Below are 14721 nucleotides of genomic sequence, written 5' to 3'. Positions count from 1 at the left end.
ATCCCCTTCCATGTCGGATGGCAGAAGTGGTCGTGGTGATTCCGGCCAATTCAGTGATGCCCGCGAAAGTCCTTCGCTGTCCAGTGCTTAGGCCGGTATAAGCAGTGCAAAGAGCTAGGCTTGCCGGGAGGAACTGATGAAGCTGTCGCGACGGACGATCTTGCAAGGGGCTGCGAGCGTGCCTTTCGCACTTGCGAGCTTGCGGACGGGCGCGCTGGCCCAGACCGCGCCTGCCGCCGCGCCCGGCACGGAGCTGCCGCCGATTCTGTTCGTCCACGGCAATGGCGATTACGGCGCGCTCTGGATGACGACCTTGTGGCGGATGGAGTCCAATGGCGTTGCACGGGATCGCATGATGGCGATCAATTTCACCGATCCCCTGGCGCGCAACGACGACAAAGTCGAGCAGGCGGGCCGCTCCTCGACCGAGGACCAGCGCCGCGAGCTCGCTGCTGCGATTGCTGAGCTGAAGCGCCGCACCGGCGCACCTCGCGTGGCTCTGGTCGGCAGCTCGCGCGGCGGCTACGCGATCCGCAATGTCATCAGAAACGGCGGCGCCGGGGATGTCAGTCATGCCGTGCTGTGCGGTACGCCCAATCACGGTGTGTTCGCGACCGACGACCAGCCCAACAACGAGTTCAACGGCCGCGGCACGTTCCTGCGCAGCTTGAACGAAGGCGAGAGCGAGGTGACGCCGGGCGTTGCCTTCCTCACGCTGCGCAGCGATGGCATGGACAAATTTGCGCAGAGCGACGGCCGCTTCATCGGCAAGCCCGGCACGCCGACCAATGTCACCGCCCAAGGGCCGGAGCTGAAGGGCGCCATCAATATGGTGCTCGGCGCCCTCGACCATCGCGAGGTGGCGTTCCACCCGCGCGCGTTCCGAGAGATTTACAAGTTCATCGCGGGGCGCGAACCTGCGCGCATCGCGATCGTGCCGGAGACCAGCGTGAGATTGAGCGGCCTCGTCACGGGCACGCCCGGCGGCGTGCCGACCAATCGTCCGGTCACGGGTGCAACCGTCGATGTCTTCCGTGTCGATCCCGATACCGGTGAGCGCAAGGGCGGTGCGCTGTACAGCTCGACAACGGGCTCCGATGGCCGCTGGGGGCCGGCGCAGGTCGATCCCGCCTGGTCGCTGGAATTCGTGCTGACCTCGCCGGATGCGCCGACGACGCACATTTACCGCTCGCCCTTCCCGCGCTCGTCCGAGGTCGTGCATCTGCGGCCCGCGCGGCCGCTCGGGCCTGCCGACAAGGACGCTGGCGCCGTCGTGATCATGTCGCGCCCGCGCGGCTATTTCGGCCTGCCGCGCGATGTGGTGCTGCTCGATGGCAAGGAGCCGGCCGACGTCAAGCCGGGCGTGCCCACGGATGCGGCAGCAACCCTGCGGCTTCCGGCCAGCGAGGTTGGACGTAACATCGTGGCCCAATTCGGCGAAGAACGGATTGTGACACGCGCCTGGCCTGCGTCCGAGAACCGGATTGCCATCGCCGAGCTGACTTACTAGCTATTTACCTGCGTCCCATCTTGCGGGAGAGAGCCATGAATATCGCCAGCGTGCGTCGGCCCATCATCCCTCCGGCTCCCCCGCGGGCGCCCGACGATATGTCGTTCTACGCCCGGCTCGCGGTTATCAGGCAGAACATGATCGCGACCTGGGGGCAACGCGCCTATGAGGAAGAAGTCATCCCGGGCCGCTTCATCTTCCGCAACAGCTTCATCCTGAACCAGCCGGACGCGATCCGGCACGTGCTGCTCAGCAATTACGAGAACTACACGCGCACCCCGGCCGGCATCCGCATGCTGCGCCCCGTGCTCGGCGACGGCCTTCTGATCGCGGAAGGTCATTCCTGGACGTTTCAGCGCCGCACGCTGGCGCCGGCCTTCACGCCGCGCGCGACCGCAAACCTCGTTCCGCACATGACGGCGGTGCTCGACGAGACCATCGCCAAGCTGGACGCGCAAACCGGCGAGCCGGTCGACCTGCGCGCGATCATGCAACGCATGACGCTCGAGATCGCCGGGCGCACGATGTTCTCGTTCGGCATGGACCAGCACGGCGCGACCCTGCGCAACTTCATCATGGAATATGCCGCGCGGTTGGGACGTCCCTATTTCCTCGACATGGTGCTGCCGGTGTCCTGGCCGAGCCCGATGGATTTCGCCCGCGCCCGTTTCCGTAAGCGCTGGACCGAGTTCGTGGCCATGCTGATCGCCGAGCGGCGTAAGGCGGGCAAGAAGGACGGTGCGCCGCCGCGCGATTTGTTCGATCTCATGGACGAGGCACGCGATCCCGAGACGGGCCAGGGCTTCTCCGACGAGCAGCTGGTCGACGAGGTCGCGACCATGATCCTCGCCGGTCATGAGACCACGGCAACGGCGCTGTTCTGGGCGCTCTACCTGCTCGCGCTCGATCCTGATACGCAGGAGGAGGTGGCGTCCGAGACCCGCGGCGAGCATCTCGACAGCATGGCCGACATCGATCGCCAGAAATTCACCCGCGCGGTGATCGACGAAACCATGCGGCTCTATCCGCCGGCCTTCCTGGTCGCGCGTGCCGCGCGCGATAAGGACAATGCGGCCGGTGTCGAGATCAGCAAGGGCGACATCATCATGATCGCGCCCTGGCTCTTGCACCGGCACGAGAAGCTGTGGGATCAGCCGAACGCTTTCATTCCAAAGCGCTTCATGTCGAAGGAGGCGCCGGACCGTTTTGCCTATCTGCCGTTCGGCGCAGGTCCGCGCGTCTGCATTGGCGCACCGTTTGCCCAGGCCGAATCCGTGCTGGCGCTTGCGCGGCTGATCGGCGCATTCCGAATCGAGCTTGCCGACCCCGCGACCCCCGTGATCCCGCTCGGCGTCGTCACCACCCAGCCGGACCATTCACCCCTGTTCCGCATCACGCGTCGGTGACAGGCTCGCGTCTGGCCGCTGGCGTGACCCACCCTAGATAGAGTTCCGCCATGAGCGACATTCAGGCCCAGTTCTCCGTTCTGAAGCAGACCGCCGACCCCGTTGTGGTGGAGGCCATCGCGCAGCTGATCGCCAACGGTCATGATCGCGATCTCAACCGGATCAATGCGCTGGATTTTGCCGACCGGACCGGGCTCGACCAGGAGAAGGTCATTTCCGGCTTCCTGCACGCCTCGCGGCTCGGCCTGTTCGATATGAGCTGGAACGTGCTGTGTCCCGGCTGCGGAGGCGTGCTGGGCGCGCACGCCACGCTGAAGTCGTTGAAGCACGACGACTACAATTGCGCGCTCTGCGCCGCCGGATATGAGGCCTCCGTCGACGAGATGGTCGAGGTGGCCTTCACCGTCAGCCCGCGGGTCCGCCGCATCGGTGCTCATGATCCCGATACGTTGCCGATCTGGGAGTATGTGCGGCAGATGTTCTGGAGCTCAGGCGTCGACATCAACGACGAATCCTTTTCCCGCCTGATCAACCAGGTAACGCTCGAAGCCCTCGAATTGCCCGCCGGCGAGAAGGCGATCCTCTCACTCAATCTGCCGAGCCAGTTCATCATCGTGTTCGAGCCGGTCACCCATTCCGCCCATTTCCTGGACGTTCAGGGTGAGCCGACCAGCGAGCGTCAGCAGCTGTCGATCATGTTCAACAAGCTGGAGGCGCCGACGGGGACCACCGTGATGCGCCCCGGACCGTTGCGTCTCATGCTTGAGAACCAATCGGACAGTCGCGTATTGCCCTCGGTCTGGATTGCCGACCACGCGTTGCACGAGATGATCGGCAAGCGCAAGCCGATCCTGACCGCCAAGCGCATGCTGTCCAACCAGACGTTCCGCGACGTCTTCAAGGCCGACAACCTCAATGTCGACCAGCGACTGAAGATCACGTCCCTGACGTTCCTGTTCACCGACCTGAAGGGTTCGACGGCGCTGTATGAGCGGGTCGGCGATCTCAATGCCTTCGATCTCGTGCGGGCGCATTTTCGCGCGCTGCTGGAGATCATCGCCGCCGAGAAGGGTGCGGTCGTGAAGACGATCGGCGATGCCGTGATGGCGACCTTCGTCAGGCCCGAGCACGCCATCACCGCGGGACTACGGATGCGCGCGGCGATGGACGAATTGAACAAGCAGCGCGGCGCCAACGACCTCATTCTCAAGATCGGGATCCACGAAGGCCCCTGCCTCGCGGTCATGCTCAACGAGCGGCAGGATTATTTCGGCCAGACCGTCAACATCGCCGCGCGCGTGCAGAGCCTCTCGACCGCACAGGAGATTCACATCACCGGTCCGGTGCTGGACGCTCCCGCCGTTGCCGAAGTGCTCGAGCAGCGCGCGATCAAGCCGATCCAGAAGCAGGCCGCGCTCCGTGGCATCGCCGACAAGATGGTGGTGTACGAGATACCGTGAGGCGGGGGATGCGACTGCTTGCTCCGTCATTGCGAGGAGTCCTTGCGACGAAGCAATCCGGGCCGCCTCCGCGGAAAGATTCTGGATTGCTTCGCTGCGCTCGCAATGACGTTGTGGAAGCGGACGTGCGCCCCACTCTCCATCGTCAAGCCCGGCCATGACGGCAGAAAGCGCGCCCAGATTGCCGAAACGTAATACGCGCGCGGAACTGACGCACGTTGCGCCGGTTGGGTTTCCTGCTCATATAATGCTGGTAACGGCCGCGCTCCTTGCGGCGTCATCAATCTCGGTAGGATCCATGCTCGACGGCTTGCGCCAATTCATCGCCGACATTGTCGGTCCCCAAGCCCAGGACCGCGCATTTGGCGACAGCGATTACCGGCTGGCCGCGACCGCGCTGCTGGTCCATGTGGTCTCGCTGGACGGCCAGCCCAGCGCGGCCGAGCAGCGCAAGCTGCACAGCCTGATCGAAAACCATTTCGGGCTCGACCGCGGCACCGCCGACCGTCTCATCGCCGACGCGACCCAGGTCGAAGGCGAGGCCGTCGACCTCTATCACTTCACCAGCGTCATCATGCGCTCGCTCGATGAAGCGGGTCGCAAGCGAATCGTGCAGATGATGTGGGAACTGGTCTATGCCGACGGAGAGGTCAGCGAGTTCGAGGACAATGTGGTCTGGCGCGCGTCCGACCTGCTCGGCATCGCCCAGCGCGACCGGATCGAGCTGAAGCACGCTGTTGCGGAGCGTGCTGGTGGCCAGGTCAAGGATCGCGCCGTCGGACCTGTCCCCGGCGGATTGCCTGGCCTGCGAGCCACATGACGAAACTTTAATATAAGCCCGGCGGTCCCCCGCTTTGCGGATTCGACTGCAAATACCGGGCTTTCCTGCTTCCCCTGTCGCTCTCACAAGCAGCCATGCTGCCGCCGCCGCTTGCCTGCCACGCACGGCTTATGCTCTCGTTCTGGTATTGCCGGGGCCACAGAGTTCAATTCAAGAGACTTCGATCGTGACTGAGCGGGTAACGTTGATCACCGGTGCCTCGGCGGGCATCGGGATGGAGCTGGCGCGTGTGTTTGCCGCCAATGGACATCGCCTCGCATTGACGGCGAGACGGGTGGATCGGCTCGAAGCGCTCGCGAACGAGATCGCCGCCAAGGGTGGCAAGAAGCCGATCGTGATCGCCTGCGATCTCGAGGACCCGCATGCCGGTGAGAGGATCGCCGCGGCACTTGCCGCCGAAGGCGTCGAGCTCGATCATCTCGTCAACAATGCCGGCTTCGGCGTGTTCGGCGATGCGATCGAGCGCGATCGCGCCGAGCAGCTCGGCATCGTCGATGTCAATGTCCGGGCCCTGACGGATCTGTCGCTGCGCTTCGCCGATCAGCTCATCCGAAACAAGGGCGGTCTTCTCAATGTCGGCTCGGTCGCAGGCTTCCTGCCCGGCCCCGGCATGGCCGTCTACTACGCGTCCAAGGCCTATGTGATCTCCTTTACCGAAGCATTGCGGGCGGAGCTTGCGCCCCGCGGCGTCCGCGTCACCGTGCTTTGTCCGGGCCCGGTCCCCACGGAATTCCAGGCCCGCGCCGGCGTCGGCTCGCAACATGACACGGCCTTTCTCAACGTCTCAGCTGCCGAGGTTGCGCAGGAGGCGTATCGCGCTCTGATGGCCAACAAACGGGCAGTGCTGCCCGGCCTCGGCAACAAGATTGTGCCGTTCGCGCTGCGCTTCTTCCCGCGCGGCTTCATCCTGGCCGCCACTAGCCGGTTCCAGCGGCAGCGGCGCTGAACGCCGCCGCCCACGTCCGTAGTGGCCCGGAGCTTGCTTCCAGACGTGCGCGTGTGTGCGCAAACTCACACGATGTTAACCATCGCTTAGCTATGCTGGCGGTCTGAACCGATAGCACTCGCAGAGGCCATGTCGTTCCGGACGGACAGGTTTGGTGGCGCAGAGGTGGTCGCCTTCCCACAGAGGGCGGCGAGCGTCGCCGCCGCTGAAACCCGGCTGCCGGTGCTGATCGTCCTGCATCAGGAATGTTCGACACCCGGGCGCGTCGGCAATGCGCTGCGCGCACTCGGCCATCGCCTCGACATCCGCCGTCCCCGCTTCGGCGATCCCCTGCCCGAGACGCTCGATCAGCACGCCGGTGCCGTGATCTTCGGCGGGCCGATGAGCGCCAATGATTCCGACGACTACATTCGCCGCGAGATCGACTGGATCGAAATTCCGCTCCGCGAGCAGCGCCCGTTGCTCGGCATCTGCTTGGGGGCGCAGATGCTGGCGATGCAGCTCGGGGCCCGTGTCGCGCCGCATGCGCAGGCGCTGACGCAGATCGGGTACTACCCGATCAGGCCGACCCTCGCGGGCCGCGCGCTCTGCCCGCACTGGCCGGCGCAGGTCTATCACTGGCATCGCGAGGGCTTTGAGCTGCCTGAAGGCGCCGACTTGCTCGCCGAAGGCGATGATTTCCCGGTGCAGGCATTCCGCACGGGCAATGCTTTCGGCGTGCAGTTCCACCCCGATGTGACCTATGCGATGATGTGCCGCTGGACCACGCGCGGTTACGACGGCTTCAGCGCGCCCGGTGCACGGCAGCGGCATCATCATTTCGCGGATCGCGCCGTCTACGATGTCGCCGAACGCGCCTGGCTCGATCATTTCCTCGACGGCTGGCTGGAGCGCCGGCCGATGCTGGCGCAAGCCGCCGAGTGATCGCGGCTTCGCGCAAGTCCTTCTCCCATCCCTGGGTATGCTAGGCTCGCTTCTAACGAGCGCGTGCCAACGCGTGCCGGCAAACAAGGGAGAGCGTCATGGCCTACGAACACATTCTCTATGAGGTGAGCGACAAGATCGCGACCATCACGCTCAACCGCCCCGATCGCATGAATGCATGGACGCCGGTCATGGAGCGCGACGTGCGCCACGCTATGGAGGCATCGAGCACCGACGACAATGTCCGCGTCATCGTCCTCACCGGCGCGGGCCGCGCCTTCTGCGCCGGCGCCGACATGGATGCGCTGAAGGGCCTCGATCCCGACGACGTCAGGCGTGCCTCGAACCTGCCGCCGTTCGATATGAATCGCCGGCCGGACTGGCAGACGCGGTACGGCTATTATCCTTCGATCAAGAAGCCTGTGATCGCCATGCTCAACGGCGCGACGGCTGGCATTGGACTGGTGCATGCACTCTATTGCGACCTGCGCTTTGCTGCCGACAATACCGTGTTCACCACGGCCTTCGCGCGGCGCGGCCTGATCGCCGAGCACGGCATCAGCTGGATGCTGCCGCGCATCGTCGGCCACGCCAATGCGCTGGATCTGTTGCTCTCGGCGCGGCGCGTGTCGAGCGAGGAGGCACTGCGGATGGGCTTGGTGAACCGGCTCTGGTCGCCGGAGAAGCTGCGCGAGGAGACCTATGCCTATGCGCGCGATCTCGCCGATTTCGTTTCGCCGAGTGCGATGGCCGTGATCAAGCGCCAGCTCTACGAGGTGCCGTTCCAGACGCTGGCCGAGGCGACGATCGAGGCCAACCGCGAGATGATGGTGGCGCTGAACGGGAGTGATTTCCGGGAGGGCGTGGCGAGCTTCATGGAGAAGCGGCCGCCGCGGTTTACAGGGAGGTAGGGGAGGAGAGATTCCGAGAGAGCCCGGCTTCGCCCTTCGGGCTACGCCGCGGCAGCCTTCGCTACGAAAAGGCTTGCCGAGCCGAAGCTGGCGAAGCCAGCGAAGGCTGGTGGAGCCAGGCGGGATCGAACCGCCGACCTCGTCATTGCGAACGACGCGCTCTCCCAGCTGAGCTATGGCCCCTTTGCTGGCCGCTCTGGTGAACGCGGCCGACAACCGGGCGCCATTTAAGTCCCCGCCAAGGTCAAGTCAAGGACGGGCGTAACCCGGTTTTAGCTCTCAGGGTGCCGACTTCCCTTGTTTGGGCCTGACGGAACCGATATCTAGCAAACGGGGCGTCAATCCCGACCGAGCCAGAGTTTTCAAAAGCCAGAGGCCTCATAAGCCATGCGTGCCGTTCTCGACATCGTCATCATCGTGCTCGACCTCTACGTCTGGCTGCTGATCGCCTCCGCGATCCTGTCCTGGCTGATCGCCTTCAACGTCGTGAACACGCGTAACCAGTTCGTGTCGGCGGTGGCGGAGTTCCTCTATCGGATCACCGAGCCTCTGCTGGCGCCGATTCGCAATTTCCTGCCCAGCCTCGGCGGTCTCGACATCTCGCCGATCATCCTGATCCTGATCATCATGTTCATCGAGCGGGTGATCCTGTACTACATCTATCCGAACGTGGTCTAAGCGGGCGGGAGCGCCTTGGTTGCCAACAAGGAGCCTTGTTGTCAGGAGCCTTGCCCTAAGGACCCTTGGCGCTACTCGGCCGCAGGAATCAGCATCGCGCTGCGGGTGACTCCGCGCGGCGGCCGCGACGACATCGACGGGATCGAGCAGCTTTCGGATGGCCGCAGCGTGGTCAAGGTGCGGGTGCGCGCCATTGCCGATGGCGGCGAGGCCAACAAGGCCGTTCTGGCGCTGCTGGCGAAATCGCTCGGCGTGCCCAAGAGCAATGTAAAGCTGCTATCCGGAGCCACGTCGCGGTTGAAGCAGATCGCGGTCGACGGCGATCCGGCGCGTCTCGGCGAAACCCTGCGCCAGCTCACATCGGCCAAATCGACAGATTGAGAGAACGGATATGACCGCTGATATCATCGATGGAAAAGTCATTGCGGCGGAACTCCGTGGCCGCGTCGCCAGCGAGGTCGCCCGCGTCAAGCGCGAGCACAATCTGGTGCCGGGCCTTGCGGTGGTCCTGGTCGGCAACGACCCCGCCAGCGAAGTCTATGTCCGCTCAAAACACACCCAGACCCAGGCCGCGGGCATGGCCTCGTTCGAGCACAAGCTGCCGGCCGACGTCTCGCAGGCAGACCTGCTGGCGCTGGTGGCAAAGCTCAACCGCGATCCCGCCGTGCACGGCATTCTCGTGCAATTGCCGTTGCCGAAGGGGTTGAACACCGAAGCGGTCATCAATGCCATCGATCCCGCCAAGGACGTCGACGGACTGCATCCGAACAATGCCGGCCGGCTCGCCGGCGGCTTCGAGGCGCTGTCGCCCTGCACGCCGCTCGGCTGCATCATCCTGACCAAAAGCGTGCACGCCTCGCTCGAAGGCATGAACGCCATCGTCATCGGCCGCTCCAACCTGGTCGGCCGCCCGCTCGTGCAATTGCTGCTGAACGAGAACGCCACGGTGACGGTCGCGCATTCGCGCTCGCGCGACCTGCCTGGCCTCGTGAAGAAAGCGGATCTTGTCTATGCGGCGGTGGGCCGGCCAGAGATGGTGCGCGGCGACTGGCTGAAGCCGGGTGCGACCGTGATCGATGTCGGCATCAACCGCATCCCGAAGGAGGACGGCAAGACGCGCCTCGTCGGCGACGTCGCCTATCAGGAAGCGCTTGCCGTTGCCGGCGCGATCACGCCGGTGCCGGGCGGTGTCGGCCAGATGACGGTGGCGTGCCTGTTGGTGAACACGCTCCGCGCGGCCTGCGCGATCGCCGGCCTGACGAAGCCGGCGGTGTAAGAAAGCTCTCCTGTCCCGGACGCGACGCCGAGCCGGACCCATCGCGCCACTGTGCTGGGCCCCGGCTCAGCAGCGCATCGTTTCACGGGGCGCTGCGTCCGGGGCACGGAAGCTCAGCCCTTCTTCTTCTTCTTCTCGCGCTCGATGCCTTCTTGGATCAGCTGGTGCGCTTCCTCCGGGCCGCCCCAGCGCAGGATCTTCACCCACTTGCCCTTTTCGAGATCCTTGTAGTGCTCGAAGAAGTGCTGGATCTGCTGCAGCGTGATGTCAGGCAAATCGGAATACGACTTCACCTTGTCGTAGCGCTGCGTCAGCTTGGACGACGGCACCGCCAGGATCTTCTCGTCGCCGCCGGCTTCGTCCTCCATGAACAGCACCCCGACCGGGCGCACGCTCATGACGGCGCCGGGGATGATGGCGCGGGTGTTGATGATCAGGACGTCGCAGGGATCGCCGTCATCCGACAGCGTGTGCGGGATGAAGCCGTAATTACCGGGGTAACGCATCGGCGTGTAGAGGAAGCGGTCGACCACCAGCGTGCCTGCCTCCTTGTCCATCTCGTACTTGATCGGTTCGCCGCCCACGGGGACCTCGATGATGACATTGACGTCGTGGGGGACGTTCTTTCCAATCGAGACCGCATCGATACGCATTCAAGGCTCCGTTGTTGCCGAGGATAAATCGCGCCCGGCAGCGATTTTGGCGCTGTCATACGCGGGCTTGGCCCGCTGATCCATCGCGTTTTTGTGAAATAATGAATCCGGCGATCACCGGCGCAAGCGGCCTGCGGTATCGACGGATGGGAACGCTGCCCGGCTAGAGTTTCAGCAGCTCAATTGGTCCAAGCGAAGGCAACCTTGTCGAGCGCCTTCGGTCCGAAACGCTCCGACGAGCGCGCCACCATGCGGCCCCCCAGGGCGCGATAGAACTCGGTAGCGGGGTCGTTGTCCGAGAGCGCCCACACCACCATGCTCTTCAGGCCGCTCTGCATCAGGTCGCGGCGGGCGGCGGCAAACAGGCGGCGGCCGAAGCCGAGGCCCTGAAATTCGGGCCGCAGATAAAGCTCGTAGATCTCGCCGTCGAAATGCAGGCTGCGGGCTCGGTTGCGGCCGTAATTGGCATAGCCCGCGATCTTGTCACCGAACACCAGCACGCTGACACGGCTGCCCTTGCGGATCGCGCTGTCCCACCATTGCGGACCGCGGCGGTTGATCAGCTTCTCCAGCTCGGCGCCGGGAATGATGCCCTGATAGGCCGAACGCCACGCTTCGTCATGGGTCGACGCCACCGCAGTTGCATCTGCAGCTTTGGCCGGCCGGACCTCGATCAGGGTTGTGCTCATGGACGCGATCAAACCAAGTCGCCGCGCCGGCGGCAAGACCTATCGTTAATTATCGGTTAACCTGTGGACTTTCTGCATCAGTATTTTGGCCATGTTGTGCCGAAAAAGGACAGGGCCCAATGCTGAGGGCACCGGCGGGCCGTGCCTCGGTGCAAAACTCCTGTTGCGGCAACGAAGGAACGGCGATGGGCACCGCAGAAAGTCCGCCCATGCTGATTCGTTCCTACTAGTGTGGCTGTCGCTGTTCTTGTTCGCCCTCGGCAATTCATGCGGCTCCTCAACACCATCGCGCTCCTGCCTCTGCTGGCCTTGCTGACTGCGTCGCCTCTGTGCGCGCAGGTCGGGTTCGGTCCAACCGGAGAAGAGGGCGAGCCGTTTCGTCGGCAGGCATGGCGCGTGCCAACGCCGGATACCGATCTTGCTGCGCATGCCCTGCTGTTTCGCCCCTCGGGCCCAGGTCCGTTCCGGCTCGCGGTGATCGCACACGCCTCAACGCAGAACACGCTGCGTCGGGCGCAAATGCCGCAGCCGGAATACCGCCCGCTCGCCGCCTATCTCGTCGCGCGCGGCTTTGCGGTGCTGGTGCCGGAGCGGCCCGGCCATGGTGCTACCGGCGGCCGCTACCTCGAGGATCAGGGCGGCTGCGACGAGGCCGACTACGCGCGCTCGGGCCGCGCAACGGCCGACGCAATCAAGCTGGCGCTGGTCCATCTGCAAAAGCAGGACTTCATCCGCAAGGATGGCGCGATCGTGATCGGACATTCCGCCGGCGGATGGGGTGCGCTGGCGCTCGCCGGTGCCGATCCGAAGGTGATCTCCGCCATCACCGTGTTTGCACCGGGACGCGGCGGCCATGCCAATGATGAGCCGAACCGAATCTGCGCGCCGCACACCCTGCTCGCCGCCGCAGCGGAATTCGGCAAGACCGCGCGCATTCCCGTCACTTGGCTTGTTGCGCCCAATGACAGCTATTTCGCGCCAGCATTCTCGCAGAAACTCGTCGATGCGTTTCGCGGCACGAGCGGCAAGGCCGAGTTTCGCCCGCTGCCGGCCGTCGGCAGCGAAGGCCATTGGATGATCGAAACCGAAGCCGGCGTCAAAGCCGCCAGCGGCGAGCTCGCGCGGGCGCTGAACCCGCCCAAGCCTGTGGCGACCAAGAAGCCATGACGCTGTATTTCCTGTTCAAATTTGTTCACGTCCTCGGCGCCATCGTCATTCTCGGCACCGGGACCGGCATCGCCTTCTTCATGCTGATGGCGCATCGCACGCAGCAGCCGGAGTTCATCGCCCGCACCGCTTCGGTCGTGGTCATCGCGGATGCGATCTTCACGCTGTCGGCCGTGATCCTCCAGCCGGTCAGCGGCGGCGTGCTGATGATGCTGTCGGCGACCTCGATCACGGAGGGCTGGCTGCTGGCCTCACTCGCGCTCTACGCGATTGCCGGCTTGTTCTGGGTGCCAGTCGTGTTCATGCAGATCGAAATGCGCGACCTCGCGCGCAAGGCTGCTGCGCAGCGCAGTGCGCTCCCACAGCGCTATTTCGTACTGTTCCGCCGCTGGTTCGCGTTCGGCTTCCCCGGTTTTGGGGCAACCGTGCTGATCCTGTGGCTGATGATCGCAAAACCGTTTTGAGAGACGTGATGAACCAGCGCACCATTCTCGTACTCGGCGCCTCTGGCCTGATCGGCCGCTTCGTCACCGATGATTTGCGCACGCGGGGCTTTCGCGTCGTCGGCGTGGCGCGGAGCCTGTCGCCGGCGCAGAGGATGAGCGCGCTGGACATCGAGCTGCCGATCCTCATCCTCGACACGGCCGCGCTGACGCGTCTCCTCAGCGAGCACGCGGTAGACGTCGTCGTGAACTGTCTCGGCGTGCTCCAGGATGGTCCCGGCAGCAACACGAGCGCGGTGCATCGCGATTTCGTCGCGCGACTGCTTCAGGCGATCGGCGGCAGCGGCCGCGCAATCCGGTTGGTGCATATCTCGATCCCCGGCTCCGCGGAGGCGGACCGCACCGCCTTCGCTACGACCAAACGCGAGGCCGAGCGCCTGATCGGGGCTAGCAGCATTCCCCATGCCATCCTGCGGCCCGGCTTCGTGGTCGCACCGTCAGCCTATGGCGGCAGCGCCCTGCTCCGCGCGCTTGCAGCCTTTCCGATCGATTTGCCGGCCAAGGACATGGCAACGCCATTTCAGCCCGTGGCGATCGAGGATATTACGGCGACCATCGCCTGGCTCGCCGCGCGCGACATTGACGATGCCTCGTTGAGGGCGGTGAGCTGGGACCTGATGCAGGCCGAACCGGTCACCATGGCCGGCGTCATCAAGCCGTTTCGCCATGCGTTCGGCACGGCCGGTTGGCCACGCAACGCGATGCCGCGCTTCCTGCTTGATCTCGGCGCGAAACTCGGCGATGTCGCCAGCTATCTTGGCTGGATGCCACCGATGCGCTCCACCGCCATTGCCGAGCTCCGTCGCGGCGTGACTGGCGATCCGACAGCGTGGATCGCCGCGACGGGCATCGCGCCGAGGAGGCTGGCTGAATTAATCGGACGCCACCCTGCCAGCATCCAGGACAAATGGTTCGCGCGTCTGTTCCTGGTCAAGGCGCTGATTTTCGCAAGCCTGGTCGCGTTCTGGGTCGTCTCGGGCTTTATCGCCTTGTTCGTGTCCTACGGTGCCGCCGCCGGCATCTTGACCGCGCACGACTTTCCGCCCGCGTTGGTCGATCCCATCACCATCGGCACCAGCCTGATGGACATGAGCATCGGTGTATTGATCGCCTTCCGCCGGACGGCTGCGATCGGCTTGGTCGCGGGTATTTTCGCTTCGCTCGGCTATATGGTTGGCGCAGCGATTCTCACGCCCGACCTCTGGATCGAGCCGCTTGGCGCGCTGGTGAAGACCGGGCCGGCGATCGTGCTGATGGTCGTCGCGCTTCTGATGCTGGATAACCGATAGCGTTTTCGAGCTAAGTGGATTTCGGTTCGCGTGAAGAAAACGCGTCAAAAAGAGAGTCTGATGCCCAAATGGCCTAACGACGACGTCATTCTGTTCGACGGCGTCTGCATCTTCTGCTCACGCTGGGTCCGCTTCGTCGCCAAGCGCGACACGGCGAGGCAGTTTCGGTTCACGCCGATCCAGTCGGATTATGGCGCCCGGCTCGCGCACACGTTCGGCATCGACCCCGATGATCCCGACACCAACGCGGTTGTCCACGGCGGCGAGGTGTTCATGAAGTCGGATGCTGCGCTGACGGTGCTGTCGCAGCTCCCAGGCTGGGGCTGGGTGCGTGGGCTGTTCGCCGTGCCGAAGCCGCTGCGGGACGCGGTCTACAGCCTCGTCGCGCGCAACCGCTATCGCATTTTTGGGAGGTATGACGCCTGCTTCGTGCCGGATGCCGATTTGCGGGCGCGGGTGATCGAGTAG

16 protein-coding genes and 1 tRNA gene are annotated in these 14721 nt (G+C 64.6%); 14 read left to right on the top strand and 3 right to left on the bottom strand.

The genetic code is table 11. From position 1 onward, the window contains the following. Positions 1–136 precede the first annotated feature (136 nt). The 7 genes from ACM43_RS23550 (at position 137) to ACM43_RS23520 (ending at position 7998) form a co-directional block, all read left to right on the top strand. Complete coding sequence (locus ACM43_RS23550) at positions 137–1510, top strand: hydrolase (RefSeq protein WP_271543159.1); 1374 nt, start codon at positions 137–139, stop codon at positions 1508–1510. A gap of 35 nt (positions 1511–1545) precedes the next feature. Continuing rightward, positions 1546–2916 carry a cytochrome P450 gene (locus ACM43_RS23545; protein ID WP_271543157.1) on the top strand — a complete coding sequence of 457 codons (1371 nt, stop codon included), beginning with the start codon at positions 1546–1548 and terminating at the stop codon, positions 2914–2916. Between the two features lie 50 nt (positions 2917–2966). Continuing rightward, positions 2967–4376, top strand: a complete 1410-nt coding sequence (locus ACM43_RS23540; protein WP_036038810.1) for an adenylate/guanylate cyclase domain-containing protein — start codon at positions 2967–2969, stop codon at positions 4374–4376. Between the two features lie 298 nt (positions 4377–4674). Beyond that, entirely contained in the window at positions 4675–5196 is a 522-nt protein-coding gene (locus ACM43_RS23535; RefSeq protein ID WP_271543153.1) for a tellurite resistance TerB family protein, read from the top strand. A 187-nt stretch (positions 5197–5383) separates the two neighbouring features. Further along, positions 5384–6163 carry an SDR family NAD(P)-dependent oxidoreductase gene (locus tag ACM43_RS23530; protein WP_271543151.1) on the top strand — a complete coding sequence of 260 codons (780 nt, stop codon included), beginning with the start codon at positions 5384–5386 and terminating at the stop codon, positions 6161–6163. A gap of 129 nt (positions 6164–6292) precedes the next feature. Beyond that, on the top strand, positions 6293–7087 hold the full coding sequence (locus ACM43_RS23525) for a glutamine amidotransferase (protein ID WP_271543149.1): 795 nt from the start codon (positions 6293–6295) through the stop codon (positions 7085–7087). Between the two features lie 98 nt (positions 7088–7185). Beyond that, positions 7186–7998 (top strand): enoyl-CoA hydratase, encoded by an 813-nt coding sequence (locus ACM43_RS23520; protein WP_271543147.1) that lies wholly within the window; start codon positions 7186–7188, stop codon positions 7996–7998. Positions 7999–8105: 107 nt separating this feature from the next. On the opposite strand, the gene ACM43_RS23515 is transcribed toward ACM43_RS23520, so the two are convergent. Further along, positions 8106–8181 (bottom strand) — tRNA-Ala (locus ACM43_RS23515). A gap of 204 nt (positions 8182–8385) precedes the next feature. Between ACM43_RS23515 and ACM43_RS23510 the strand changes: the two genes are divergently transcribed. The 3 genes from ACM43_RS23510 to folD are packed head-to-tail and all read left to right on the top strand — an operon-like array spanning position 8386 to position 9952. Beyond that, a complete protein-coding gene (locus tag ACM43_RS23510) occupies positions 8386–8676 on the top strand; it encodes a YggT family protein (protein WP_036002872.1) in 291 nt (96 codons plus the stop codon). Between the two features lie 15 nt (positions 8677–8691). Beyond that, complete coding sequence (locus tag ACM43_RS23505) at positions 8692–9057, top strand: DUF167 domain-containing protein (RefSeq protein WP_271543143.1); 366 nt, start codon at positions 8692–8694, stop codon at positions 9055–9057. A 10-nt stretch (positions 9058–9067) separates the two neighbouring features. After that, entirely contained in the window at positions 9068–9952 is an 885-nt protein-coding gene (gene folD, locus ACM43_RS23500; protein WP_271543142.1) for a bifunctional methylenetetrahydrofolate dehydrogenase/methenyltetrahydrofolate cyclohydrolase FolD, read from the top strand. 113 nt (positions 9953–10065) lie between these two features. On the opposite strand, the gene ppa is transcribed toward folD, so the two are convergent. Both ppa and ACM43_RS23490 read right to left on the bottom strand, forming a co-directional pair. Next, positions 10066–10605, bottom strand: a complete 540-nt coding sequence (gene ppa / locus ACM43_RS23495) for an inorganic diphosphatase (RefSeq protein WP_271543140.1) — start codon at positions 10603–10605, stop codon at positions 10066–10068. A gap of 179 nt (positions 10606–10784) precedes the next feature. Further along, entirely contained in the window at positions 10785–11294 is a 510-nt protein-coding gene (locus tag ACM43_RS23490) for a GNAT family N-acetyltransferase (RefSeq protein WP_024338772.1), read from the bottom strand. Positions 11295–11561: 267 nt separating this feature from the next. Between ACM43_RS23490 and ACM43_RS23485 the strand changes: the two genes are divergently transcribed. Genes ACM43_RS23485 through ACM43_RS23470 form a run of 4 tightly spaced genes read left to right on the top strand, consistent with a single transcriptional unit; the run spans position 11562 to position 14721 of the window. After that, on the top strand, positions 11562–12461 hold the full coding sequence (locus ACM43_RS23485; RefSeq protein ID WP_271543138.1) for an alpha/beta hydrolase family protein: 900 nt from the start codon (positions 11562–11564) through the stop codon (positions 12459–12461). Beyond that, positions 12458–12925: a DUF2269 family protein gene (locus ACM43_RS23480; RefSeq protein ID WP_271543136.1), complete on the top strand. Its 468-nt coding sequence runs from the start codon at positions 12458–12460 to the stop codon at positions 12923–12925. The genes ACM43_RS23485 and ACM43_RS23480 overlap by 4 nt, the downstream gene beginning before the upstream one ends. Before the next feature lie 8 nt (positions 12926–12933). Continuing rightward, positions 12934–14253: an SDR family oxidoreductase gene (locus ACM43_RS23475; protein WP_271543134.1), complete on the top strand. Its 1320-nt coding sequence runs from the start codon at positions 12934–12936 to the stop codon at positions 14251–14253. A gap of 60 nt (positions 14254–14313) precedes the next feature. Beyond that, a complete protein-coding gene (locus tag ACM43_RS23470; RefSeq protein WP_271543132.1) occupies positions 14314–14721 on the top strand; it encodes a thiol-disulfide oxidoreductase DCC family protein in 408 nt (135 codons plus the stop codon).

The organism is Bradyrhizobium sp. CCBAU 45321 (genome assembly GCF_028128975.1).
In the GTDB taxonomy this organism is placed as follows: domain Bacteria; phylum Pseudomonadota; class Alphaproteobacteria; order Rhizobiales; family Xanthobacteraceae; genus Bradyrhizobium; species Bradyrhizobium yuanmingense.
This window is presented reverse-complemented; position numbering and strand designations above follow the sequence as displayed.

What these genes read in the sequence shown, in the direction of transcription:
- ACM43_RS23550 (WP_271543159.1), top strand. Translation starts at nt 137, where the DNA reads ATGAAGCTGTCGCGACGGACGATCTTGCAAGGGGCTGCGAGCGTGCCT.
- ACM43_RS23545 (WP_271543157.1), top strand. Translation starts at nt 1,546, where the DNA reads ATGAATATCGCCAGCGTGCGTCGGCCCATCATCCCTCCGGCTCCCCCG.
- ACM43_RS23540 (WP_036038810.1), top strand. Translation starts at nt 2,967, where the DNA reads ATGAGCGACATTCAGGCCCAGTTCTCCGTTCTGAAGCAGACCGCCGAC.
- ACM43_RS23535 (WP_271543153.1), top strand. Translation starts at nt 4,675, where the DNA reads ATGCTCGACGGCTTGCGCCAATTCATCGCCGACATTGTCGGTCCCCAA.
- ACM43_RS23525 (WP_271543149.1), top strand. Translation starts at nt 6,293, where the DNA reads ATGTCGTTCCGGACGGACAGGTTTGGTGGCGCAGAGGTGGTCGCCTTC.
- ACM43_RS23520 (WP_271543147.1), top strand. Translation starts at nt 7,186, where the DNA reads ATGGCCTACGAACACATTCTCTATGAGGTGAGCGACAAGATCGCGACC.
- ACM43_RS23510 (WP_036002872.1), top strand. Translation starts at nt 8,386, where the DNA reads ATGCGTGCCGTTCTCGACATCGTCATCATCGTGCTCGACCTCTACGTC.
- folD (WP_271543142.1), top strand. Translation starts at nt 9,068, where the DNA reads ATGACCGCTGATATCATCGATGGAAAAGTCATTGCGGCGGAACTCCGT.
- ppa (WP_271543140.1), bottom strand. Translation starts at nt 10,605, where the DNA reads ATGCGTATCGATGCGGTCTCGATTGGAAAGAACGTCCCCCACGACGTC.
- ACM43_RS23490 (WP_024338772.1), bottom strand. Translation starts at nt 11,294, where the DNA reads ATGAGCACAACCCTGATCGAGGTCCGGCCGGCCAAAGCTGCAGATGCA.
- ACM43_RS23485 (WP_271543138.1), top strand. Translation starts at nt 11,562, where the DNA reads ATGCGGCTCCTCAACACCATCGCGCTCCTGCCTCTGCTGGCCTTGCTG.
- ACM43_RS23480 (WP_271543136.1), top strand. Translation starts at nt 12,458, where the DNA reads ATGACGCTGTATTTCCTGTTCAAATTTGTTCACGTCCTCGGCGCCATC.
- ACM43_RS23475 (WP_271543134.1), top strand. Translation starts at nt 12,934, where the DNA reads ATGAACCAGCGCACCATTCTCGTACTCGGCGCCTCTGGCCTGATCGGC.
- ACM43_RS23470 (WP_271543132.1), top strand. Translation starts at nt 14,314, where the DNA reads ATGCCCAAATGGCCTAACGACGACGTCATTCTGTTCGACGGCGTCTGC.